General features: G+C 60.3%; 19 protein-coding genes. 13 read left to right on the top strand and 6 right to left on the bottom strand.

All coding sequences use genetic code 11. The annotated features are described in order from the left end of the window. Nucleotides 1-20: 20 nt before the first annotated feature. Complete coding sequence (locus NZ453_RS00995; RefSeq protein ID WP_263768403.1) at nt 21-464, bottom strand: rhodanese-like domain-containing protein; 444 nt, start codon at nt 462-464, stop codon at nt 21-23. Between the two features lie 152 nt (nt 465-616). Continuing rightward, the gene (locus NZ453_RS00990; protein WP_263768402.1) at nt 617-2,896 is read right to left on the bottom strand and encodes an NADP-dependent malic enzyme; all 2,280 of its coding nucleotides are present in this window, start codon (nt 2,894-2,896) and stop codon (nt 617-619) included. Nucleotides 2,897-3,251: 355 nt separating this feature from the next. Between NZ453_RS00990 and NZ453_RS00985 the strand changes: the two genes are divergently transcribed. Continuing rightward, nucleotides 3,252-4,958 (top strand): diphosphate--fructose-6-phosphate 1-phosphotransferase, encoded by a 1,707-nt coding sequence (locus NZ453_RS00985; protein ID WP_263768401.1) that lies wholly within the window; start codon nt 3,252-3,254, stop codon nt 4,956-4,958. A gap of 49 nt (nt 4,959-5,007) precedes the next feature. Here the strand turns inward: NZ453_RS00985 and NZ453_RS00980 are convergent, their stop codons facing one another. Continuing rightward, on the bottom strand, nt 5,008-5,691 hold the full coding sequence (locus NZ453_RS00980) for a GntR family transcriptional regulator (protein ID WP_263768400.1): 684 nt from the start codon (nt 5,689-5,691) through the stop codon (nt 5,008-5,010). Between the two features lie 168 nt (nt 5,692-5,859). On the opposite strand from NZ453_RS00980, the gene NZ453_RS00975 reads away from it, so the two are divergent. Together NZ453_RS00975 and NZ453_RS00970 are read left to right on the top strand one after the other, a co-directional pair. Further along, nucleotides 5,860-7,257: an NAD(P)H-dependent oxidoreductase gene (locus tag NZ453_RS00975; protein WP_263768399.1), complete on the top strand. Its 1,398-nt coding sequence runs from the start codon at nt 5,860-5,862 to the stop codon at nt 7,255-7,257. Nucleotides 7,258-7,307: 50 nt separating this feature from the next. Then, nucleotides 7,308-8,282 carry a TRAP transporter substrate-binding protein gene (locus NZ453_RS00970; RefSeq protein WP_263768398.1) on the top strand — a complete coding sequence of 325 codons (975 nt, stop codon included), beginning with the start codon at nt 7,308-7,310 and terminating at the stop codon, nt 8,280-8,282. Nucleotides 8,283-8,290: 8 nt separating this feature from the next. Here NZ453_RS00970 and NZ453_RS00965 read toward each other — a convergent pair whose 3' ends face one another. Beyond that, nucleotides 8,291-8,737: a surface-adhesin E family protein gene (locus tag NZ453_RS00965; protein WP_263768397.1), complete on the bottom strand. Its 447-nt coding sequence runs from the start codon at nt 8,735-8,737 to the stop codon at nt 8,291-8,293. 161 nt (nt 8,738-8,898) lie between these two features. Between NZ453_RS00965 and NZ453_RS00960 the strand changes: the two genes are divergently transcribed. The 8 genes from NZ453_RS00960 to corA all read left to right on the top strand — a co-directional run bounded on the left by NZ453_RS00960 (nt 8,899) and on the right by corA (nt 17,670). Further along, nucleotides 8,899-10,167, top strand: coding sequence for an ATP-dependent 6-phosphofructokinase (locus NZ453_RS00960; RefSeq protein WP_263768396.1), 1,269 nt, complete (start codon nt 8,899-8,901; stop codon nt 10,165-10,167). Between the two features lie 303 nt (nt 10,168-10,470). After that, on the top strand, nt 10,471-11,295 hold the full coding sequence (locus tag NZ453_RS00955) for an undecaprenyl-diphosphate phosphatase (RefSeq protein WP_263768395.1): 825 nt from the start codon (nt 10,471-10,473) through the stop codon (nt 11,293-11,295). Beyond that, entirely contained in the window at nt 11,292-11,861 is a 570-nt protein-coding gene (locus tag NZ453_RS00950; RefSeq protein WP_263768394.1) for a YqiA/YcfP family alpha/beta fold hydrolase, read from the top strand. Before NZ453_RS00955 ends, NZ453_RS00950 begins: the two co-directional genes overlap by 4 nt. An 8-nt stretch (nt 11,862-11,869) precedes the next feature. After that, entirely contained in the window at nt 11,870-13,792 is a 1,923-nt protein-coding gene (locus NZ453_RS00945; RefSeq protein ID WP_263768393.1) for a ribonuclease catalytic domain-containing protein, read from the top strand. Nucleotide 13,793: 1 nt separating this feature from the next. Then, nucleotides 13,794-14,681, top strand: a complete 888-nt coding sequence (locus NZ453_RS00940) for an energy transducer TonB (RefSeq protein WP_263768392.1) — start codon at nt 13,794-13,796, stop codon at nt 14,679-14,681. A 10-nt stretch (nt 14,682-14,691) separates the two neighbouring features. Beyond that, the gene (aroE, locus tag NZ453_RS00935; RefSeq protein WP_263768391.1) at nt 14,692-15,507 is read left to right on the top strand and encodes a shikimate dehydrogenase; all 816 of its coding nucleotides are present in this window, start codon (nt 14,692-14,694) and stop codon (nt 15,505-15,507) included. Then, complete coding sequence (mtgA, locus tag NZ453_RS00930; RefSeq protein WP_263768390.1) at nt 15,504-16,217, top strand: monofunctional biosynthetic peptidoglycan transglycosylase; 714 nt, start codon at nt 15,504-15,506, stop codon at nt 16,215-16,217. Before aroE ends, mtgA begins: the two co-directional genes overlap by 4 nt. Before the next feature lie 148 nt (nt 16,218-16,365). Continuing rightward, nucleotides 16,366-17,670, top strand: a complete 1,305-nt coding sequence (gene corA, locus NZ453_RS00925) for a magnesium/cobalt transporter CorA (RefSeq protein WP_263768389.1) — start codon at nt 16,366-16,368, stop codon at nt 17,668-17,670. 132 nt (nt 17,671-17,802) lie between these two features. Here corA and hemL read toward each other — a convergent pair whose 3' ends face one another. Together hemL and thiE are read right to left on the bottom strand one after the other, a co-directional pair. Then, nucleotides 17,803-19,083 carry a glutamate-1-semialdehyde 2,1-aminomutase gene (gene hemL, locus NZ453_RS00920; protein ID WP_263768388.1) on the bottom strand — a complete coding sequence of 427 codons (1,281 nt, stop codon included), beginning with the start codon at nt 19,081-19,083 and terminating at the stop codon, nt 17,803-17,805. Next, on the bottom strand, nt 19,070-19,768 hold the full coding sequence (gene thiE, locus NZ453_RS00915; RefSeq protein ID WP_263768387.1) for a thiamine phosphate synthase: 699 nt from the start codon (nt 19,766-19,768) through the stop codon (nt 19,070-19,072). Before thiE ends, hemL begins: the two co-directional genes overlap by 14 nt. 484 nt (nt 19,769-20,252) lie before the next feature. On the opposite strand from thiE, the gene NZ453_RS00910 reads away from it, so the two are divergent. Together NZ453_RS00910 and NZ453_RS00905 are read left to right on the top strand one after the other, a co-directional pair. After that, nucleotides 20,253-20,618 (top strand): response regulator, encoded by a 366-nt coding sequence (locus tag NZ453_RS00910; RefSeq protein ID WP_263768632.1) that lies wholly within the window; start codon nt 20,253-20,255, stop codon nt 20,616-20,618. Nucleotides 20,619-20,657: 39 nt separating this feature from the next. Beyond that, a complete protein-coding gene (locus NZ453_RS00905; protein WP_275983001.1) occupies nt 20,658-21,020 on the top strand; it encodes a response regulator in 363 nt (120 codons plus the stop codon). Nucleotides 21,021-21,025 lie beyond the last annotated feature (5 nt).

Below are 21,025 nucleotides of genomic sequence, written 5' to 3'. Positions count from 1 at the left end.
TTAGCTCCTTTGGTTCCGTTTCAGCAATGGGCCGGGGGCGAACAGAGCGCCATGCCGGGCGCGGGTGCCGTGACTGGGCGGCTCTCGGCGACCCAACCGTTCATTCCTTTCGATAGGTTGTACACCGTCCCGTATCCAGCCTGAGTCGAAAGAAAGTCGCTTGCCCTGCGTGACCGGTTTCCGCTCCGGCAAACGAGAACCACCGGTTGGTCCGGTTTGGCCACCGCCTTTGCGCGTTCAAGCCATTGTGGCGGGTTGGACTGTCCGGCCTCGTCGAAGAACGTAAGCAGCCGGCTGCCCGGGATGACTCCGGTTTTCCACTCGCCTGCGGTGCGGATGTCGATGATCGGGACGCCTTTTGCGGCCAGTTTGGCCAATTCGCCGTTGTCGATGTCTATCACTTCCGCGCTGACGGCGAATGCCGCCAGAATTGTTGCGATCCCTGTTAACCAGCGTGCGATCATGGCGTTTCTCCTGAGCGTCGTTCTTCTAGGTGGTTGCGCAAATCTGCTGTCCGGGCGATACGGCTTGAGACTCCGTTTCGACCCGCGCGTTCGCATGGCCCGCCGCGCACACCGCTAAAGCTTGTGCGATAACGGCGGGCCGATGTCTCGCGCTACTTACTCGCTGCACCGACAACCGCGAGGGCCGTCATGTTGACGATGCGGCGTACCGTCGCCGTGGTCGTCAATACGTGCACGGGCCGGGCCGCACCGAGCAGGATGGGTCCGATCGTAATGCCATCGCCGCCCGTCATTTTGAGCAAGCTGTACGAGATGTTGGCGGCATCGAGATTCGGCATGACGAGGATATTGGCTTCGCCGCTCAGCGTGGTTTCGGGGTCGAAACGCTTGCGAATTTCTTCCGAGAGCGCTCCGTCGCCGTGCATTTCGCCGTCGGCCTCCACGTTCGGCGCCTTGGCTCGGAACAAAGCCGTGGCTTCAGCCATTTTGCGGGCTGAAACGGATGACGATGCGCCAAAGTTCGAGTGAGACAGCATGGCCACCTTCGGCTCGATGCCGAAACGTTTCACCTCTTCGACCGCCATCATGGCGATCTCGGCCAGTTGTTCGGCCGTCGGATTCTCGTTGACGTGCGTGTCGCAAATGAAGAGGGCACGTCCGGGCAACACGACTTGATTCATTGCCGCAAACGTCGAGCAGCCGGGAGCTTTGCCGATCACGTCCTCGATCTGCTGCAGGTGGTGTTCGAAACGCCCGGTAACGCCGCAGATCATTCCATCCGCGTAACCAAGCTTGATCATCATGGCACCGATCAAGGTGTTGTGCTTGCGCAGCCGGGTTTTTGCGATGTCCACAGTGACACCGCGTCGATGCATCATCTTGTGATATGTGCTCCAGCATTCGTGATAGCGGTCGTCGTTGTTTGGGTCGACAACCTCGAACTGCTTGCCGATCTGCAGACGCGAGCCGATCCGTTCGAGCCGCGCGGCGATGACGTCGGGCCGGCCGATCAGAATGGGCAGGGTAAGTTGCTCGTCGAGCACGATCTGGATTGCCCGCAGCACGCGCTCGTCTTCGCCGTCGGGATAAACGATCCGTGTCGACTTGCCCTGACGCGCGGCGTAGAACACCGAGCGCATGCCGACCCCGGTGCGGTAGATGAAGCCCTGCAACTTTTCCTTGTAAGCCGCCATGTCCGCGATCGGCCGCTTGGCGACGCCGGAATCCATGGCCGCTTGGGCGACCGCCGGCGCGATGACGAGAATGAGCCGCGGGTCGAAGGGCTTCGGAATCAAGTACTCCGGGCCGAAAGCCAACTCCTGTCCGGGATAGGCCATCGCGACCTCGCTGGTGACGGTCTCGTGCGCCATCGCGGCGATCGCCCGTACGCAGGCGAGCTTCATCTCTTCGGTAATGCGCGTTGCGCCGACGTCCAAGGCGCCGCGGAAAATGAAGGGGAAGCAGAGAACGTTATTGACCTGGTTCGCATAGTCGGAGCGCCCGGTTGCCATGATCACGTCAGGTCGCACCTGGCGCGCGAGTTCCGGCATGATCTCCGGCGTCGGATTCGAGAGTGCGAAAACGATAGGACGTGGCGCCATCTTGGCGATCATCTCTGCCTTCAGGACGCCGGCAGCCGAGAGGCCGAGGAAGATATCGGCGCCGTCGATGGCGTCGCCTAGCGTGCGCGCGGAGGTGTCTCGTGCGTAATGGGCCTTCGTCGGCTCCATATTCGCTTCACGGCCTTTATAGATGGCTCCCTTCGAGTCGCAGACGATGACGTTCTCGCGCTGGACGCCGAGGTCGCACCAGAGATTCAAGCAGGAGATGGCTGCCGCTCCCGCACCGGAGCAGACTACTTTCACCTTCGCGATGTCTTTGCCGACGACTTTCAAAGCGTTGAGCATCGCGGCCGCGGAGATGATGGCGGTGCCATGCTGATCGTCATGGAAAACCGGGATCGACATGCGCTCCTTCAGTCGGCTTTCGATGTAGAAGCACTCAGGCGCCTTGATGTCTTCGAGATTGATGCCGCCGAGTGTGGGTTCGAGCGCCGCGATCATCTCGATAAGCTTGTCCGGATCGTTCTCGGCGAGCTCGATGTCGAAAACGTCGATACCCGCAAATTTCTTGAACAAGCAACCCTTGCCTTCCATCACGGGCTTGCCGGCCAGGGGGCCGATGTTGCCGAGACCGAGCACGGCCGTGCCGTTGGTGACGACACCGACGAGGTTTGCTCGCGACGTGTAGAGAGCGGCGTTGGCCGGGTCTTCGACGATGGCTTCACATGCCAGGGCCACGCCGGGTGAGTAGGCGAGCGCGAGGTCATGCTGGTTGGTCAATGCCTTCGTCGGCTGCACTGAAATCTTGCCCGGGGTGGGATACCTGTGGTACTCGAGTGCGGCTTCGCGCAAATCCTTTTCCGTCGTCATGCTCGTCTGCTCCCCTTGTGCTGGTCCAAAAACCTTCAGGGCATCACTTTAGAACAGCGGGACAAGGATGACAAAAACCAAAGGCGCTATGCGATAAGAATGGCCGGAAAATGCTTAGACGTCTGATGTCCCCAACCAGTGTAGCGTCCCTTTAGACGTCCAGCTGTCGTCCGAATATCTCTTTGGGGCGTAGGACGACTGAGAAAGCGGAGTCCTGTGTTTGCTTCGGGCCGCTGCTCAGACCTCCGGGTTGAGGTAGAATCCAAACGATTTTTCGGTCGCTTGGCGGCCCCTGCGGGCACGCGGCGCACACCGGGCAACCTTCGTTTTCGTTCCCTTTCTTTAGGATCAAACCATGAGCAATCTGGCTGAACAATTGCAAAAGATGGAAGCGCACAATTCGATTTTCGAATCGGCGGTGCGCCAGCTGCCGCTTCCGGTATGCGCCGCATTCGGTTCGCCGACGCAGCCGCAAGCCGTCACTTTCGCCAATACGTCGCGCGTACTGAGCACCAAAGACAGCGAGAGCGTTGCCAAGAGCTTCGCTAATTCGGTCCAGGCGTCTGGCAATGTTGTCCTTGCCTCTTCGGGAACCAACGCCAAGGCGGCTCAAGGCAAGCGCGTCGCCGTTCTGTTCTCCGGTGGCCCGGCCGCGGGCGGTCATAACGTGGTGTGCGGACTGAAGCGCGTGCTCGGTGCAGGCAATACGCTGTTTGGCGTCAAGCCCGGCCCGAAAGGACTGCTGAAGGGCAACCTGTTCGAGATCACCGACGCGGACGTGGCGAGCATCATCAACACCGGCGGCTTCGATTTTCTCGGTACTGACCGCACGAAGATCAAAACCGACGAGCAGTTCGCCCAGGTCAAGGCGACCTGCGTCAAGCACAACCTCGACGCGATCGTCATCATCGGCGGCGATGATTCGAACACGAACGCGGCCGTACTCGCCGAATACCTGTTCAAGAACGTGAAGGCTGACGGTTCCGGCGTGCAGGTGATCGGCGTGCCGAAGACGATTGACGGCGACCTGCAGATCGGCGATCTGCTGCCCATTTCCTTCGGCTTCGATACGGCGACCAAGATCTACGGCGAGATGGTCGGCAACATCCTTCAGGACACCCGCTCGTCGCTCAAGTACTGGCACTTCGTGAAGTTGATGGGACGTTCCGCATCGCACGTGACGATCGAAGTTGCGCTGCAGACCAAACCCGCGATCACGGTGATCTCCGAGGAGGTGGCCGAGAAGAAGATGTCGCTGGCGGCCATCGTGGACCAGATCGCGCGTGCCGTCGTCGCCCGTGCGGCGAAGGGCATGCACCATGGCGTGGTGTTGGTCCCTGAAGGCCTGATCGAGTTCATTCCGGAAATGAACGCGCTGATCGCCGAACTGAACGAACAGATCGCCCACCATGAGCTCGCGTTCTCGGCATTGCCTGAAGATGCCAAGCCCGCGTACATCCTCGACAAGCTCTCGCCCGAGAACAGCAAACTGCTGGCCTCGTTGCCGTCGTACGTGGTGCATATGCTGTTGGCGGAACGCGATTCGCACGGCAACCTGCAGGTTTCACTGATCCCGACCGAGCGTCTGCTCGTCGACATGGTGAAGGCGCGCGTGAAACAGCTCGACGCCGGCGTGGCATTCAGCGCGCACACCCACTTCCTTGGGTACGAAGGGCGTTGCGGCGCACCGACGCTGTTCGATGCCGCCTACACCTACAACCTGGGCTTGACGGCCGGGTCATTGATTCTCGACGGCCGTACCGGTTACATGGCGACCGTCACCGGCTTGACGAACGGCGGCGCACCGCAGGCGATTCCGCTGACCGGCCTGCTCAATATCGAACGCCGCCACGGCAAGGACGAATTCGTGATCGAGAAGGCGCTCGTCAAGATGGATTCGGCCGCGATGAAGTATTTCGTTTCGCGGCGCGACGAGTGGGCCGACGACGACCTCTTCGCGTCGCCTGGTCCGCGCCAGTTGTGGGGTCCGGCCGCCTACCAGCAGCCGATCAGCGTCGCCCTCAACTCGGGTTCCTCGTCGCTGGCATTCAAGCTGGGCTGATCGTAAGAAGTCTTACCCAAAGGCCGTCGCGTGCGACGGCCTTTTTGGTTTACCGCTCCGTTTCTGTGGTGGAAACGAGTTCTCGGGTCACCAGCTGGCGTGCCACGCGCCAGCCGTTGCGGTGGTGGGCGCGCAGCATCTCGCGCAACAGGGCGCCGTCGCGGGCCTTCAGCGCTTCTAGAATGCGGTCGTGTTCGGCGATGGCCCGTTCCCAGCGTTCGTGCCGACGATTGCCGGCATAGCGGTAGCGGCGAACGCGTGCGCACTCGGTCGCGTAGACCCGCGCCAATACGCGATTTCCCGCGGCTTCGACGATGCGTTGATGAATCGTCTGGTTCAGCTCGAAATACGCCATCAGCTGCTGCGCTCGGAAGGCGCGGTGCATCTCATCGTGCAGGTGTTCAATCTCGGCGAGCTGGGCTTCGGTGAAGTGCTCGCACGCGGCATCGGCCGCCTGGCTTTCAAGGCCGATGAGGAACTCGATCGCCTCTTCGACCTCTCGCTCGCTGAGCGCGGTGACCGTTGCCCCGCGGTTCGGTGAGAGGGTGACGAGCCCCTCGGCCGCTAGAACTTTGAGAGCTTCACGTAACGGGGTCCGCGACGTACCACCCAGATACTCGCCTACGGCTCGTTCCGAAATGCGTTGTCCCGGCGCCAAATCGCCGGCAATGATCAATCGCCGCAATTCGTCAGCGGCAACCTGGGTTCGTGTTCCGTGCGCGGCATCCGTCATTGTTTCGCTCCACCTTTCAAAACAGTGCGGCACTCTTCTCAACATTGCATGCAATTTATTGACTACAACCAATCAATGCGTGTAAAAACGGTTGTTGATTTCAATATTGCATGCAATACGACTCCATATTCCTTTCCTGATTTCCTTTCGACTCCCAAGGTCATCCGCATGAACCACCTCGATTATTATGCGGGCGCGGCCCGCCCCGTTCAAACCTGCGTTGTTGGCAGTGGCGGTTTCGGCCGCAGCTTCATTGCTCAAGGACTGCGTGTGCCGCTGATGCGGGCTCGGGTCGCCGTCGATATCGATGCGGCCACCGCCGCCGCTGCTTTCACCGCTCTCGGTATCGCGGCAGACGAGGTCGCCACCTGCCGCTCTGCTGAGGAAGCGCAGCGCGCCTGGGAGGCGGGCCGTTTCGTCGCTGCTGGCGATCTCGCCACGGTCGTCGGCTTGCCGATCGACGTGGTCGTCGAGGCGACGGGTAATCCGGAAGCCGGCGCCCGGCATGGACGGTTGGCGATCGAAGCCGGCCATCACCTGGTGATCGTGTCCAAGGAAGTAGACAGCGTCGTCGGCCCTTACTTGGCGTATATGGCACGCAAACGGGGAAAAGTCGCCACGCCCGTCGATGGCGACCAGCCGAGTTTGCTGATCGGCCTCATTACCTGGGCGCAGACGCTAGGCTTCGACATCATTGCCGCCGGCAAGTCGAGCGAATACGACTTTGTCTTCGATCAGAAGATGGAAACGATCTTGTGCGAAGGGCGACCGTATCCCGTTCCGGGTTTTGCCAACCTTTGGGCGCCCGAAGGAGAGCGAACTGCCGCAGTGGCCAAAGCCCGTTCCGAGATGTGCGCTGCGCTGCCGCAACGTGCCGTACCCGATCTTTGTGAACTGCTCGTCGTCGCCAACGCCACGGGCTTCTTGCCCGATCGGCCGGACTTGCATGCCCCGATCGCTCGTATTCCGGAGGTTCCTGACTTCTTCGGCCCAATCGCCGAGGGGGGATTACTGAAGCGCGAACGTGCGCTTGATGTTTTCCATTGCTTGCGGCGTCCGGACGAAGCGAGTTTCGCCGGCGGTGTGTTCGTCGTCGTCCGCTGCGAAGACGCCGTCACCTGGGATTTGCTGGCGGCCAAGGGCCACGTGGTGTCGCGCGATGGCGGACGCGCAATGCTCTATCTGCCACGCCATCTGCTGGGCCTGGAAGCCGCAACGAGCGTTCTTGATGCCGCCGCAAACGGCCGTTCCAGCGGAGCTCGCGAGCCACTTCCACGCCTTGATCTGGTGGCACGGGCCACCCGGCGGCTCTCGAGGGGGGCGACCCTGATGATGGGTGGGCATCACCATACGATCGAAGGCGTGACGGCGGAACTGCACCCCGCTGCCCGCGTGGCGGCCGGAAATCCGGTGCCGTTTTACCTGGCGGCCAATCGTCCCCTCGTCCGCGACGTCGAGGCCGGCGCCGTCATACGTTTCGACGATATCTCGATCGACCCTGCCTCGGAGCTGTTCGCCTTGCGGCGCGCGCAAGACGAACAGTTCTTTCCAGAGGTACAGCATTAACCTAGCTTCGGGCGGCTGAGGCCGCCCAGGCGTAACAAATTGGAGACGTTATGAAATCACTCCTGTTTCTCACCCTGTCCGCGTTAACGTTCTGGGCGCCGCTCAGCCATGCGCAGAAAACCTTCGTCCTTGGGCATGGGTCGCCCGAAGACAGCCCACGCCACCTATCGGCCGTACGCTTCGCCGAGCGGGTGGCGGCGCACAGCGGCGGTGCGTTGCAGGTCTCGGTGCTGCCGAACGCCAAGGCGGGTGACGACGCGGCAATGGTGGCCGCATTGGTCAAAGGGTCACTCGATCTTTCGGCCAATTCCCAGGGAGCCATGTCGGCGGTCGTTCCCGAATACGCGGCGATCGGTCTCCCCTACCTGTTCTCTTCGCTCATTCGTGCTTGGGATACGCTGGAAGGTCCCGTGGGCAAAGAACTCGCGCAGTTGTCGGCACAGAAGGGCTTGATCGTCCTCGGCTACTGGGACAACGGCTTCCGGCATATGACCAATTCAAAGAAGCCGATTTTTGCGGTGGCCGACCTGAAGGGAATGAAAATCCGCACGCCGCCCGATCCCGTCGCCATGGACCTTATCCGTGCCCTCGGTGCGCAACCGGTGAGCATGAAGTTCTCGGAGCTGCCGAAAGCCCTGCGCTCGGGAGAAGTCGACGGGCAGGAGAACCCGCTCTCGAACATCTATACGTCCAAGATGTACGAAGTACAACGCTATCTGACCTTGACCGGGCATATGTATTCGGTGACGCCGTTTGTCGCCAGCAAAGTGGTGTGGGACAGACTCAGCGACAAGGACCGTTCCATCCTGCGCGTCTCCGCCCGGGAGGCAACGGATTACCATCGCGAGATCGCGCTCAAGGAAGAGGACCGTCAGCTTTACAAGCTGAAAGCCACCGGCATTGCCATCAACTATGCCAACCCGACCGAGTTTGCCAAGGCGGCTGAGGTGGTGAACACGAAGTGGAGCAACGGCGAAATCGGCGATTTCGCGCGCAAGCTTATCGCGGCGGCGCGGCAGCGGTAGCCGGGCGTTTATCGAGCACTCCGGAGCGGCCTGCCATACTTAATTTTGCAAGCCGTCTTCCAGAGTTTTTCTTCCATCGAACCGTCGGAGATGGAGTACCACGTCTCGGCGGCGTTATCGTCGGCGAGAACCTTTGGACCGTCGGCCATCGGCCCCGAATACGAGACCGAGCCCAAGTACTTCTCACGCTTGCCGGCGCAGTCATATTCCGTGTGCACCAGCGTCGAACGATAGGGCGGCACGCCTTCGTCCGACTGCGGCTCCGCCCAGCGTACGAGGTGCTTTAGTTGTCCCGTGTCGCCGTTGCGGTGTGCAGACGCACTGTCGACATACACGCGCATGCCGTCTTCGAAGGTGTGGATTTCGGTCCACTGCGCATGCGCCAACGGACTTGCCATGAGCATGAGGGCCGTTGCGAAGCGAGCCGCAAGGAACGTGGAGAAGGCATTTTTCATGGGCCGCGATTTTACCGTGCAAGCCGCGAGAGCGGGCGTTCCGACACGACTTCTCCGACACGCGAAATCGACGGGCGAAGCAGGGATGGCCGTTTGACCAGCCAGGCGGTGGCGAGGGATACTCGCGGTTTTCCGGTTTTCCCCCTCTAAGACTAAGCACCATGGAAATTACCGTTCTTGGCGAAGCGCGTTACCCGTCCCCTCTGCCTTATCACGTGAGCGATACTGCTCGTGCTGTTTTCAATGTCGTTATCGATCCGGCGGCGGAGCCTACCGAGGAGTTGCGATTCGAGGTCGCAGGCCCGCGCGAGCGCCTGTTTTTTGATCCGCAGAAAACCCGCGCAGGAATCGTGACGTGCGGCGGCCTGTGTCCAGGGCTGAACAACGTCATCCGTTCCCTCGTTCTCGAACTGCGGCACGGCTACGGCGTGCGCGAGATTCTCGGCTTCGTCGACGGTTACAAAGGGCTCGATCCGTGGCGCGGGTCTGAGCCAATTCCGCTGACTCCAGAGTTCGTGGAGGATATTCACAACGAAGGCGGCACCAAGCTCAATACCTCGCGCGGACCCGTCGACGTGAGCGTGGCCGTCGATAACCTGATCCGGCGCAAGGTAGACATCTTGTTCGTCGTCGGCGGCGACGGAACGCAGCGTGGCGGCGCCGAAATCTTCCAGGAAGCGAAGAAGCGCGGCCATGCGCTTGCCGTCGTCGGCATTCCGAAAACCATCGATAACGACGTTCCTTTCGTGTCCCGGACTTTCGGGTACGTGACGGCCGTAGAAGAGGCGGCGAAGGTCATCAACTGCGCTCACACCGAGGCCCACAGCGTTCAGAACGGCATCTCGATCGTCAAGATCATGGGCCGCCACGCCGGCTTCATCGCCGCGGGTGCAACGGTTGCCAGCCAGGACGTAAATTTCACCTTGGTGCCGGAAGTCCCCTTCCAACTCGAAGGCGAGGACGGTTTCCTCGAAGCACTCAAGAAGCGGGTGCTTAGCCGCGCCCACGCGGTCATCCTGGTCGCCGAAGGCGCGGGGCAGCATCTGATGAACGAGGGGCCGGAAGTTTACGATGCCTCCGGAAACCTGAAGTCGAAAGACATCGGCCTCTTCCTGCGCGACCGGATCGACGCCTATTTCAAGGCGGAAAGCGTCCCGGTGATTCTGCGTTACTTTGATCCAAGCTACCTGATTCGTAGCGTTCAAGCCTGCGCGGAGGACGCGATTCTCTGCGATTTCTACGCACGCAATGCGGTGCATGCCGCGATGGCCGGGAAGACCGGGCTCGTGATCGGTCAGCAACATGACATTTTCACGCACGTGCCGATTGAGCTGCTGGCGAAGCACAAAAAGCAGCTCGATCTCAACAGCCCCGCCTGGCTGGGCGTGCTGGCTTCCACGGGCCAGCGCTTCGCTCAGTTCGCAAAGTAAAGCAATTCCCCGGCTGGACCCTTCGAGGGCCGGTCGGGGGGGGGCAGGCGCCGCTGGTCAAAGCGCAGTGTGACCGGCTTCGTTAATGGCCAATACGATGGGCGTGATTGAACAGAAGCCGAGTTTGCTGGTCTTCGTTCAGCGACGTGAAGAAGTCTTTCCGTCTGTCGCGCAAGCGCATCACGTCGCACCTCCGCATTCCGGGCCTCCGAGGCTCCCGCTCGATGGCGGTTTCGCCGCCGATGTTCAAGGAAGCAGGCGGGTGCCTGCTAGAATGCCCAACTTTTCCGGACGCTAAATACTATGGATGTTGTGATTCTGCTCAAAGCTTTCATTCTTGGCATCGTCGAAGGTCTGACCGAGTTTCTGCCGATCTCGTCCACCGGGCACCTGATTCTCGCCGGCGACTTGCTCGATTTCAATGATGACCGTGGCAAGCTTTTTGAGATCGTCATTCAGTCTGGAGCCATTCTGGCCGTCTGCTGGGAATACCGCGCCAAGTTTGCAAACGTGATTGCCGGCCTGTTTTCCGAGCAGAAGGCCCAGCAGTTCGCCATCAACCTGTTCGTCGCCTTTCTACCCCTCGCCGTGCTTGGCCTGCTGTTCGGCAAGGCGATCAAGGCCCACCTTTTCAATGCGCCGACGGTTGCGGCTTCGTTCATTCTTGGCGGGTTCGTCATTCTGTGGGCCGAGCGGCGCGAACACCGCGTCCGCGTTGAAACGGCGGACGACCTTTCATTGCTCGACGCTCTCAAGCTTGGGTTTGCCCAGGCTCTCGCACTGGTGCCCGGAGTTTCGCGCTCGGGCGCGACCATCATCGGCGGCTTGTTTCTTGGCCTTTCCCGCAAAGCCGCGACCGAGTTTTCGTTCTTCCTTGCCACGCCGACTCTGATCGTCGCCAGCCTCTATCAGCTTTACAAGGAACGGGCGCTGCTTTCCGCCGACGATATCGGCATGTGGGCGGTCGGTTTTCTGGCTGCCTTCGTCTCTGCGTTCTGGGCGGTGCGCGGCTTGCTCCGATACATCAGCTCGCACGACTTTACAGCGTTCGCCTGGTACCGGATTGCATTCGGCATTGTCGTCCTCGCGACCTGGAAACTCGACATCATCGCCTGGGGGGCGGCGTGAGCGCAGGTATCCTCTACCTGCATGGTTTTGCATCGTCGCCGCAATCGGCGAAAGCTCGATTCCTTGGCGAGACGATGCGGGCACGCGGGTACGCCGACCGATTCCACTGCCCGGCGCTGTCTCACGTGCCGCACGAGGCGATCGCGCAAGCCGAACGGATCATTGCTCGCGAAGCCGGTCCGCTGACGCTGGTCGGCAGCTCGCTTGGCGGCTATTACGCGACTTGGTTGGCGGAGAAACATGGCCTGCGGGGAGTTGTGGTCAATCCCGCCGTCATTGCACCGATTTCGCTCGCGAAGTACATCGGCCCTCAGACGAACCTTTACACGGGGCAGCGCTTCGAGCTGACCGAGCAGCACGTGGCCGAGTTGCGGGCTCTCGAGGCGCCAATCGTCACCGCCGGCCGGTACCTTCTCCTGGTCGAGACCGGCGACGAAGTGCTGGATTACCGGCATGCCGTGGCGCGTTATCAAGGTAACCGTCAGATCGTGCTCGACGGGGGTGATCACAGCTTCGTCCATTTCCCTCAATACGTCGCCCAAATACTTGAATTTGCCGGGTTATAATCGCGTCGATGCATGTCCTTTTTGAAGAAGACGGCGCCTTCAAAACCGCCACGATCATGACCGATGGCGAGTCTTCGCTGCAGGTCGAAACGGTTTCCGGGAAACGCGTAAAGCTCAAGGCGGCGAACGTCTTGTTGAGGTTCAAGGAGCCGGCGCCGGGCGAACTGCTGAACCGTGCCGAATCCCTCGCCGAAGGGATAGAGACGGACTTTCTCTGGGAGTGTGCGGGCGATGGCGAATTTTCTTTTTGTGATTTTGCCGACGACTATTTCGGAGGAAGCGGGCAGAAGGCCTCCTCGGTCGAAGCGACTGCGCTCCTGCTGGCCCTCCATTCAACGCCCATCTACTTTCACCGCAAGGGCAAGGGGCGTTTCCGCAAGGCCCCTGCCGACATTCTCGCAGCCGCTCTGGCCGGTGTTGAAAGGAAGCGTCAGCAGGCGCAAGCCGTGGAGCGCATGGTCGCTGAGCTAAAGGCCTCCATTCTGCCGGCGGAGTTCGCACCGATTCTTGCGCAGCTCCTGTACAAGCCTGATCGCAACCGGATCGAAACCAAAGCGCTGGAGACGGCCTGCTCCGAGACCGGGCAGTCCGCGTTGCAACTGCTTGCGCAATGCGGGGCGATCCGCTCCCCGCACGACTATCACTTGCAGCGCTTTCTGTTCGAGTATTTCCCCCGCGGGACGGACTTCCCGACGGGCGAGCTCCCCGACTGGCCGGTGGGCCTGGAGCGGGCCAATGTCGCGGCATTCTCCATTGACGATGCGGCGACCACGGAAATCGATGACGCATTCTCCTTGCAGTCGCTGCCGGGTGTCGGTTGGCGCGTGGGAATACATATCGCCGCGCCGGCATTGGCTATCGCGCCGGGTTCTCCGCTCGGCGACGTGGCGCGTGAACGGCTCTCGACTGTGTATATGCCGGGAAGCAAGATCACGATGCTGCCTGGAGACGTCGTCGAGCGCTTCACCCTGGCCGCCGGGCGCGATTGCCCGGCTGTCTCCCTCTATCTGACGGTGACGTCCGAGTTCGAGATCATCGGCCATGAGTCGCGCGTGGAAACGGTGCCGATCATGGCCAACCTACGCCACCATGACATCGAGCCCTTGTTCAACGAACGGACGCTCGCCGAAGGCTTGCCCGAGTTCGCTTTTCGCGACGAGCTGAAAACCCTCTGGCAGTTGGCGAATGCGTGTGAAGGCCGCCGGGGAAAACCGTCTGCAATTCAAGGCGTAAACGACTACAACTTCGCCATCGAAGGCGATCTCACCGATGCCGAGCAATGCCACGTCGCGATCAGCGAACGTCGGCGAGGCAGTCCACTCGACAAACTGGTGGCGGAGTTGATGATTGTGGCCAATAGCACTTGGGGCGGACTTCTAGCCGAGAAAACCGTGCCAGCCATTTACCGCGCGCAGACGGCGGGAAAGGTGCGCATGACGACTTCACCCTTGCCGCATGAGGGCCTCGGCGTTGCGCAATATGCGTGGTCGTCGTCGCCGCTCCGCCGTTACGTCGACATGTTGAACCAATGGCAACTGGTGGCGTGCCTCCGAGGTGAGACGCCTCCTTTCAAGGCGAAATCCGACGCGCTATTTGCTGCCATGCGCGACTTCGACCTCACCTACGCCGGCTACGCCGAGTTTCAGCGCCAGATGGAACGTTATTGGTGTCTCCGTTGGTTGCGGCAGGAGAGCTTGGAGACAATCGACGCGACCGTACGCCGCGAGAACCTCCTCAAGCTCGACCATTTGCCGCTGCTGCAGCGCGTTTCGTCGGCACCGGAGTTGAAACCCGGGCAGCGCGTACGGCTGCGTATCGAATCCATCGATTATCTGACACTTGAACTCGGGTGCAGGTACGTCGAAACGCTTGATCTCGCGCCCACGGATGCCGAGAATCTGGACGACGAAATTGCGGAGACGATTGACTGACGTGAGTACTGCTCTCGGCCAGCGCTGGGATGTTTCGACCGCCGACCGCAAACTATGGATTGCTGTCGGTGCGTCGCTGTTCTTGCACGCGCTGCTTCTCTCGATTCACTTCAAGTTCCCCGATGCGTCGAGGGCCTTTCGCGACCGTGCCCTCGATATCATTCTGGTTAATAGCCGCTCGGCCCGAAAGCCGAGCGACGCGCAAGCATTAGCGCAATCCAACCTTGACGGCGGAGGGACGACCGACAAGGACCGCCGTGTGCGGACTCCGTTGCCTTCATCGCCGAAAAAACAGGCCGGCGCTGAACTCGAACAGACGCAGAAGCGCGTACAGGCGCTTGAGGCGCAACGGCAGCGATTGCTGGCCCAGGCCCAGGAAAAAGCGACTGTGTCGGCGCCCAAGGAAGATCGTGAAGCCCAGCCGGAACCGGTTCGGGGCCTGACGGGCCGCGATTTGATGCACAACGCCCTGGAAATGGCGCGGCTCGAGGGCGAAATCGCGCGCGACACCGACGAATACAACAAACGACCGCGCGTCAAAAACATCGGCGCTCGCGCTGAGGAGTACCGGTTTGCGCAATACGTTGAAGACTGGCGCATCAAGATCGAAAAGGTCGGTACGTTGAACTACCCTGAAGCGGCGAAAGGCAAGCTCTCCGGAAGCCTGATGCTGTCGGTCCGAATCAAAAGCGATGGCTCCGTGGACCGGGTGGAGATCAACCGCTCGTCGGGACATCGCATTCTCGACGATGCCGCTCGCCGCATCGTCCATATGGCCGGGCCTTACGCGGCTTTTCCGAAAGATATCCGGCGTGATACCGATATTCTGGAGATCACCCGAACCTGGACGTTTACCACAAGTAATCGCCTTGAGACGAACACTCGTTGAGACCTTGATCATGACCGACCGTTACTGTGTTTTCGGCAACCCCATCGGCCACAGCAAATCGCCATTCATCCACGCCGCCTTTGCCCGCCAGACCGGGGAGGATATCGAGTATTCCGCGATCCTCGCGCCTGTAGATGGTTTCGCGGATGCCGTCGACGACTTCATTGCCGGTGGTGGCCGCGGGGCAAACGTCACGGTGCCCTTCAAACAGGAAGCCTTCCAAATCGTTACCCGGCTGACGCCACGCGCAGAACTGGCAGGGGCAGTCAATACGCTCGTTTTTCAAGGCGATGAGGTGATCGGTGACAACACCGATGGTTTTGGCCTCCTTCGCGATATCACGGTGAACTTGAATTACCCGATAGCGGGAAAACGGGTGTTGCTGCTTGGCGCCGGCGGCGCGGCGCGCGGGGTTGTCGGACCGTTGCTGGAGGCGCAGCCTCACTCGCTCGTCATCGCCAACCGCACCGTTCCGCGGGCAAAGGCGCTCAGCGAGCACTTCGGCCATCTTGGCAAGGTGACCGGCTGTGGCTACGACGAGCTTGCCGGACAGGTCTTCGATATCGTGATCAATGCGACGTCCGCCAGCCTCAGCGGGACGATGCCGCCACTCCCGGAAGGCATCTTCGCGCCCGGTAGCCTGGCCTACAAAATGATGTACGGATTGGGCGACACGCCTTTCCGCGTCTTTGCGCGGGAGCAGGGAGCCGGGCTTATTTCCGACGGTCTGGGGATGTTGCTCGAGCAGGCGGCGGAATCATTCTATGTCTGGCGAGGCGTCCGGCCGCAATGCGGACCGGTGATGGACATGTTGCGTAAGGCATGAGTGGTTCGCGGGGTGCACAGTTCATCGCCCGCTGGCTGAAGCGTTTCATTCTCCTCGTCGTCGGAGTCCTGGTTCTCTACCAAGTGTGGTTGTTCGGCTGGGTTTTGTGGTGGAAGTGGGCAGACCCCGACCTGACGCGGTTCATGGAAATCCGGCTAGAGGAACTACGGACGCGAAAACCGGGAACGCAACTGCAAAAACAATGGGTGCCGTACGACCGGATTTCGGTTCACCTCAAACGCGCCGTCATTGCGGCCGAGGACGACCTTTTTGTCCATCACGGCGGTTTCGATTGGGCGGGGATACAGCACGCGATGGAGCGCAACCGCCAGCGTGGCAAGATTGTGGCCGGGGGCTCGACTATTTCGCAGCAACTCGCCAAGAATCTTTTTCTGACGCCGGCGAAAACACACTGGCGCAAGGCTGAGGAGGCGCTCATCACCGTGATGATCGAATCGGTGTGGAGTAAGCGCCGGATTTTCGAGGTCTATCTTAACGTCATCGAGTGGGGCGACGGAATATTCGGTGCGGAAGCCGCCGCGAGACATTACTTCGGAACCACGGCCGCGCAACTTGCTCCCCAGCAGGCCGCCCGGCTCGCTGGCATGGTCCCCAGCCCTCGCTACTACCATCGGCGCCCGGGAGCGCCCGGTTTGGCCAATCGTGCGGAGGCGATCCTCGGGCGAATGGGCAACGCCCAGGTTCCTTAGCCCAATGACTTTCCCTCCTTCAAGTAGGTAGCCGGTCCGCTTCTATTTGATCCGCCCGTTCTTGATCGTCGACGCATGCCAGCCGGGCTCTTGTCAGTGCTAGAATCCGGCCAGTCCGAAGCGCCGCTGTTCAGGGGAGGCATACCCGATGAGTGAGGAAAAAAACGTTCCCGAAACGCTGGCAAGCGTTCGCGAACTGATTGCCAAGCACAAGCTGGCCGAAGACCCCTCGCATCGACAGGACCCTTTTCGGCAGGACCTAGGCAGCGAGGAGGTCGCGGCGCGCCCTCAGCAGCCTTTGCATGCGTTGCTTGAGCGGATGGCGATCAACGACATCGCAAAGATTATCGAAGCGCTGGGCCCCGAAGAACGCTTGGTCGTGTGGCACGAGGTACGTGAGGAGCGCGGTGAGGCGATTCTCGAAATTCTCTCGGACGAGGTGCGCGAAGCACTGATCGTCGATAGCCACTTCCGCAACGAAAAGACAGCGGTCACGGCCTTCGAATTGCGTAACGGGCGGTTAAGCCAGATCGCGGTCAACACGCCGTACGATCTCAAATGCCTGAAGCCGATTTGGGTCGACCTTGTTGCGCCCACTCCGGAGATTCGGGCTTGGGTGGGCCGTTTCTTCGATGTGCAGCTGCCGAACCCCAGCAACCTGACCGACCTCGAGGCGAGCGCGCGGTTTTATGTCGAGGACAACGGTGAAATCCACCTGCACTCGGACTTCCTCCTCGATTCGCGCGAAGGATCGCGAAACGTGGCTGTCGCCCTCATCTTGCATCGGGACGTCTTGTTCACGGTACGTACCGAGGAGCTACCGGTCTTCCGCCTGCAGCGTCTGCGGGCTCGCACGCAGCCGGGTTACGTTACCGACGGCAAGGACGTCTTGCTTGACCTATATGCCGCCGATGCGGAGTACTCGGCTGACGCGCTCGAAAACGTCTATGCCGCGCTGGAGGTGGTCAGTAAGCATGTGCTCGGCACTGAAGTGACTGACACCGAGGCGGCCAAGATTCTGGCCGACATCGCCCGCGAAGAAGACTTGAACGGACGCATCCGCCGCAACGTGCATGACACGCGCCGCGCCGTGTCCTTCTTGACGCGGGGCAAGTTCTTGAATGCCGATCAACTTGAGGACGCGCGCCAGATTTTGCGCGACATCGAATCTCTCGACGGCCACACGTCCTTCCTGTTTGGAAAGATAAACTTTCTGATGGACGCGACAGTGGGTTTTGTCAATATCAACCAGAACAAAATCATCAAGATCTTTTCCGTTGCATCGGTTGCTTTGCTGCCCCCGACCCTGATTGCCAGCATCTACGGGATGAACTTCCAGGGGTGGTTCCCGGAAATCCATTGGGATTATGGTTACCCTTTCTCCTTGATCCTGATGACGCTGTCGGTAGCGATTCCGTTCTGGATATTCAGCAAGAAAGGCTGGCTGCGCTAGCTTTCTGGCGTTATTCGGAAGCTCTCGGCCGACCCTCCGGACCAGCCGACATGGGCCTGCGCGCCCGATGGGCAGCGCAAATAGCTGCAGCCTGCCGGCAAATGGTCCTAACGGAAGACTGGCTCTTCCCGCTCAACCGCGCGCAAACACGGCCTCGGCCGCGGCAATTGTGGAGTCGATGTCCGCCTCGCTGTGCGCGGCCGAGATGAATCCGGCTTCGAATGCAGACGGCGCAAAGTAGTGACCCGCTTCGAGCATCGCATGGAAAAATCGATTGAATGCCGGCACGTCGCACTCCATCACTTCCGCAAAGGAGCTGGGGGGACTGGGCCTGAAATAGAGTCCGAACATCCCGCCGACCGACTGTGCCGAGAACGCTACGCCATTGGCCTCGGCCGCGCGCGTCAGTCCCTTGCATAGCCTGGCGGCACTTGCTGAAAGCCGGTCGTAGAACCCGGGCGCCTGGATCAGTTTAAGCGTGGCGAGCCCGGCCGCCATGGCCACTGGGTTACCCGACAGCGTCCCTGCCTGATAAACCGGGCCAAGGGGCGCGATCTTCTGCATGATGTCTGCCCGGCCGCCAAATGCCGCTACGGGCATGCCACCACCAATGACTTTGCCGAGCGTCGTCAGATCCGGGGTAATTCCGTAGCGACCCTGAGCACACCCGAGTGCGACGCGGAATCCGGTCATGACTTCGTCGAAGATCAGCACGCTTCCATGTGCGGAGCAGAGCTCGCGGCAGGCGTGCAGGAACGACTCGTCCGGAGCAACCAAATTCATGTTGCCCGCCACGGGTTCCACGATGACCGCCGCGATATGCCGCCCATGTTCCGCGAAGGCTTCTCCGAGTTGTGTCGTATCGTTGTAGTCCAGCACCAACGTATGTTTCGCGAGGTCATCCGGCACTCCGGACGAACTCGGATTGCCGAAGGTCAGCAGACCGGAACCCGCTTTGACCAAGAGACTGTCGCTGTGACCGTGATAACAGCCTTCGAACTTGATCAACACGTCCCGACCGGTGTAGCCGCGCGCCAGCCGGATCGCGCTCATCGTCGCCTCCGTACCGGAACTGACGACGCGAACCAGCTCGAGCGAGGGGAGCAGACGGCAAAGCGTATCGGCCATTTCGACTTCGAGTTCCGTCGGTGCACCGAAAGAGAGGCCGTCCTCAGCCGCCTCACGGACGGCGGCGACGACCTCAGGATGCGCATGCCCGACAATAAGCGGTCCCCAGGAGCCGACATAGTCGACGTACGACTTGCCCGCCACGTCCTCGATCCGACAGCCGGTACCGCGGGCGATGAAGGGCGGGACACCTCCCACTGACCGAAAGGCGCGTACAGGCGAGTTCACCCCCCCCGGCATATGGCGCAGGGCTCGGTCAAAAAGCTCGCGATTACGGTCCGTCATGTCCAGTATCCTCATAAATCCGCGTGAATGCTCTTGCCCGTTTCTCGACGTCGTCCGACCCGAACAGATCCGTTATGACGGCGAGCAGATCTGCGCCAGCGGAGAAAAGCTGCGGTGCAGAGTCAACGGTAATTCCGCCGATGGCACAGCTCGGAATGCCGAGTTCTTGCCTGCAGCGCGTGAATAGTTCTAGCGGGGCCCGTACCGCCTTCGGCTTTGTGGGAGAGGCGAAGACTGAACCGAACGCCACGTAATTGGCGCCCATCGCCATCGCTTGCGTTGCCCGGCTGAAGTTGTCGTAGCATGAGACGCCGATGAGCCGATCCTGCCCAAGCAGGTTGCGTGCGCTGGCGACTTCAGCATCAGAAGCGCCAAGGTGTACTCCGTCCGCGTTGACAGACTTCGCTAGCATGGGATCGTCGTTGACGATGAACCAGGCGCCGAATTTCCTGCACAGGGTGGCCAGCTCAGCGGCGATACGGAGCTGATCGGCTCGCGCGCGTGCCTTTTCCCGGTATTGCACAACGGACGTACCACCGCGTAGCGCTGCTTCGGCGCGGCGAAGCAAGTCCGCTTTCTCCAGCCCCTCTGGTGTGATGGCATACAAGCCACGAAATGGCCGCCGACGTTCGCAGTCGCCGTGGTCACCTATGTGCAGGCTGATCTGATTGACTAGTGTTTTCACTTGGCAAGTGGGCTTTCCGGTGAAGCAAGGAGATCCAAAGCTGTCGATGAACGAGTGGGAACGTCGCCACGGCTCTTTTGGACGCCACCGCACGCCGTCCAGATATGCCTCGTCCATGCCCGTTCGGTTTCCCTCCGTTCCATCGGCCAAACCCAAATAAAAACTTGGCATACGCAGAACGGTTTGGCTAGAATCGCCTGTGTTCCGGATAAGGATTCTACTGGAATCCTTTGAGTGCAAGGGCATTTGCAGGCCTGGATGGTCTGTACTCCGCCAACAATTAACGATGCCCGGCGTTCGCGCGTGAACCAGACAGCCATGGTAGGGAGAGAGCTTCCGATGGTGGAAACCGCTGGCATTGATGTATAGTGCTCAGCGGAAAGTAGGTTTCGGAACGAATAGGGCTTGGCACTGCGAGCCAAACCGAAGGGCACTCTTGGGGGTGGAAGTGGCCGACGCTGCAAACTTGAGTGGCATCAAAGTAATGATTATCGACGACAGCAACACGATCCGGCGGAGCGCGGAGATTTTTCTCGTACAAGCCGGTTGCCAGGTCGTCCTTGCCGAAGATGGCTTTGATGCACTCGCCAAAATTGCCGATCACCAACCGGCGGTCATTTTTTGCGACATCATGATGCCGCGACTCGACGGTTATCAGACGTGCGCGCTGATCAAGAAAAACCAACGTTTCCGCAACACGCCGTTGATCATGCTTTCCTCGAAAGACGGTTTGTTCGATCGCGCCAGAGGGCGCATGGTCGGGTCGGATCAGTACCTGACCAAACCGTTTACTAAAGACAGCCTTCTGAAAGCGGTTGCAACGTTTGCACCGCATCAGGGTTCGGATTAATCATCGTAGATTCAAAAGGCAAACCGGGGAGTTATTGCCATGCCTGTGAAGACCATCCTAGTTGTTGACGATTCGCCTACCGAACGTCATGTTCTTGTCGAGCTTTTGTCGAAGAACGGCTACAGCGTCATTACTGCCGAGAACGGCGAAGAAGGTATTGAGATTGCAAAGACGAAGTTGCCGGATCTCATTCTGATGGATGTCGTAATGCCAGGGCTGAATGGTTACCAGGCGACGCGTACGCTCACGCGCGACGAAGCCACGAAGCATATTCCTGTCATTGTATGCACGTCGAAAGGCCAGGAAACCGACAAGATCTGGGGTTTGCGCCAAGGGGCGCAGGACTACATCGTCAAGCCGGTCAATAGCGAAGAACTGCTGTCCAAGATCGCCGCACTCTAGTGCTC

This window comes from Propionivibrio soli (genome assembly GCF_025770765.1).
Lineage (GTDB): Bacteria > Pseudomonadota > Gammaproteobacteria > Burkholderiales > Rhodocyclaceae > Propionivibrio > Propionivibrio soli.
This window is presented reverse-complemented; position numbering and strand designations above follow the sequence as displayed.

Bases quoted from the DNA above. Each gene is read 5' to 3' on its own strand.
- NZ453_RS00975 (WP_263768399.1), top strand. From the start codon at position 5,860: ATGAACCACCTCGATTATTATGCGGGCGCGGCCCGCCCCGTTCAAACC.
- NZ453_RS00970 (WP_263768398.1), top strand. From the start codon at position 7,308: ATGAAATCACTCCTGTTTCTCACCCTGTCCGCGTTAACGTTCTGGGCG.
- aroE (WP_263768391.1), top strand. From the start codon at position 14,692: ATGACCGACCGTTACTGTGTTTTCGGCAACCCCATCGGCCACAGCAAA.
- NZ453_RS00995 (WP_263768403.1), bottom strand. From the start codon at position 464: ATGATCGCACGCTGGTTAACAGGGATCGCAACAATTCTGGCGGCATTC.
- hemL (WP_263768388.1), bottom strand. From the start codon at position 19,083: ATGACGGACCGTAATCGCGAGCTTTTTGACCGAGCCCTGCGCCATATG.
- NZ453_RS00945 (WP_263768393.1), top strand. From the start codon at position 11,870: ATGCATGTCCTTTTTGAAGAAGACGGCGCCTTCAAAACCGCCACGATC.
- NZ453_RS00990 (WP_263768402.1), bottom strand. From the start codon at position 2,896: ATGACGACGGAAAAGGATTTGCGCGAAGCCGCACTCGAGTACCACAGG.
- NZ453_RS00905 (WP_275983001.1), top strand. From the start codon at position 20,658: ATGCCTGTGAAGACCATCCTAGTTGTTGACGATTCGCCTACCGAACGT.
- corA (WP_263768389.1), top strand. From the start codon at position 16,366: ATGAGTGAGGAAAAAAACGTTCCCGAAACGCTGGCAAGCGTTCGCGAA.
- mtgA (WP_263768390.1), top strand. From the start codon at position 15,504: ATGAGTGGTTCGCGGGGTGCACAGTTCATCGCCCGCTGGCTGAAGCGT.
- NZ453_RS00980 (WP_263768400.1), bottom strand. From the start codon at position 5,691: ATGACGGATGCCGCGCACGGAACACGAACCCAGGTTGCCGCTGACGAA.
- NZ453_RS00960 (WP_263768396.1), top strand. From the start codon at position 8,899: ATGGAAATTACCGTTCTTGGCGAAGCGCGTTACCCGTCCCCTCTGCCT.
- NZ453_RS00955 (WP_263768395.1), top strand. From the start codon at position 10,471: ATGGATGTTGTGATTCTGCTCAAAGCTTTCATTCTTGGCATCGTCGAA.
- NZ453_RS00985 (WP_263768401.1), top strand. From the start codon at position 3,252: ATGAGCAATCTGGCTGAACAATTGCAAAAGATGGAAGCGCACAATTCG.
- NZ453_RS00965 (WP_263768397.1), bottom strand. From the start codon at position 8,737: ATGAAAAATGCCTTCTCCACGTTCCTTGCGGCTCGCTTCGCAACGGCC.
- NZ453_RS00910 (WP_263768632.1), top strand. From the start codon at position 20,253: ATGATTATCGACGACAGCAACACGATCCGGCGGAGCGCGGAGATTTTT.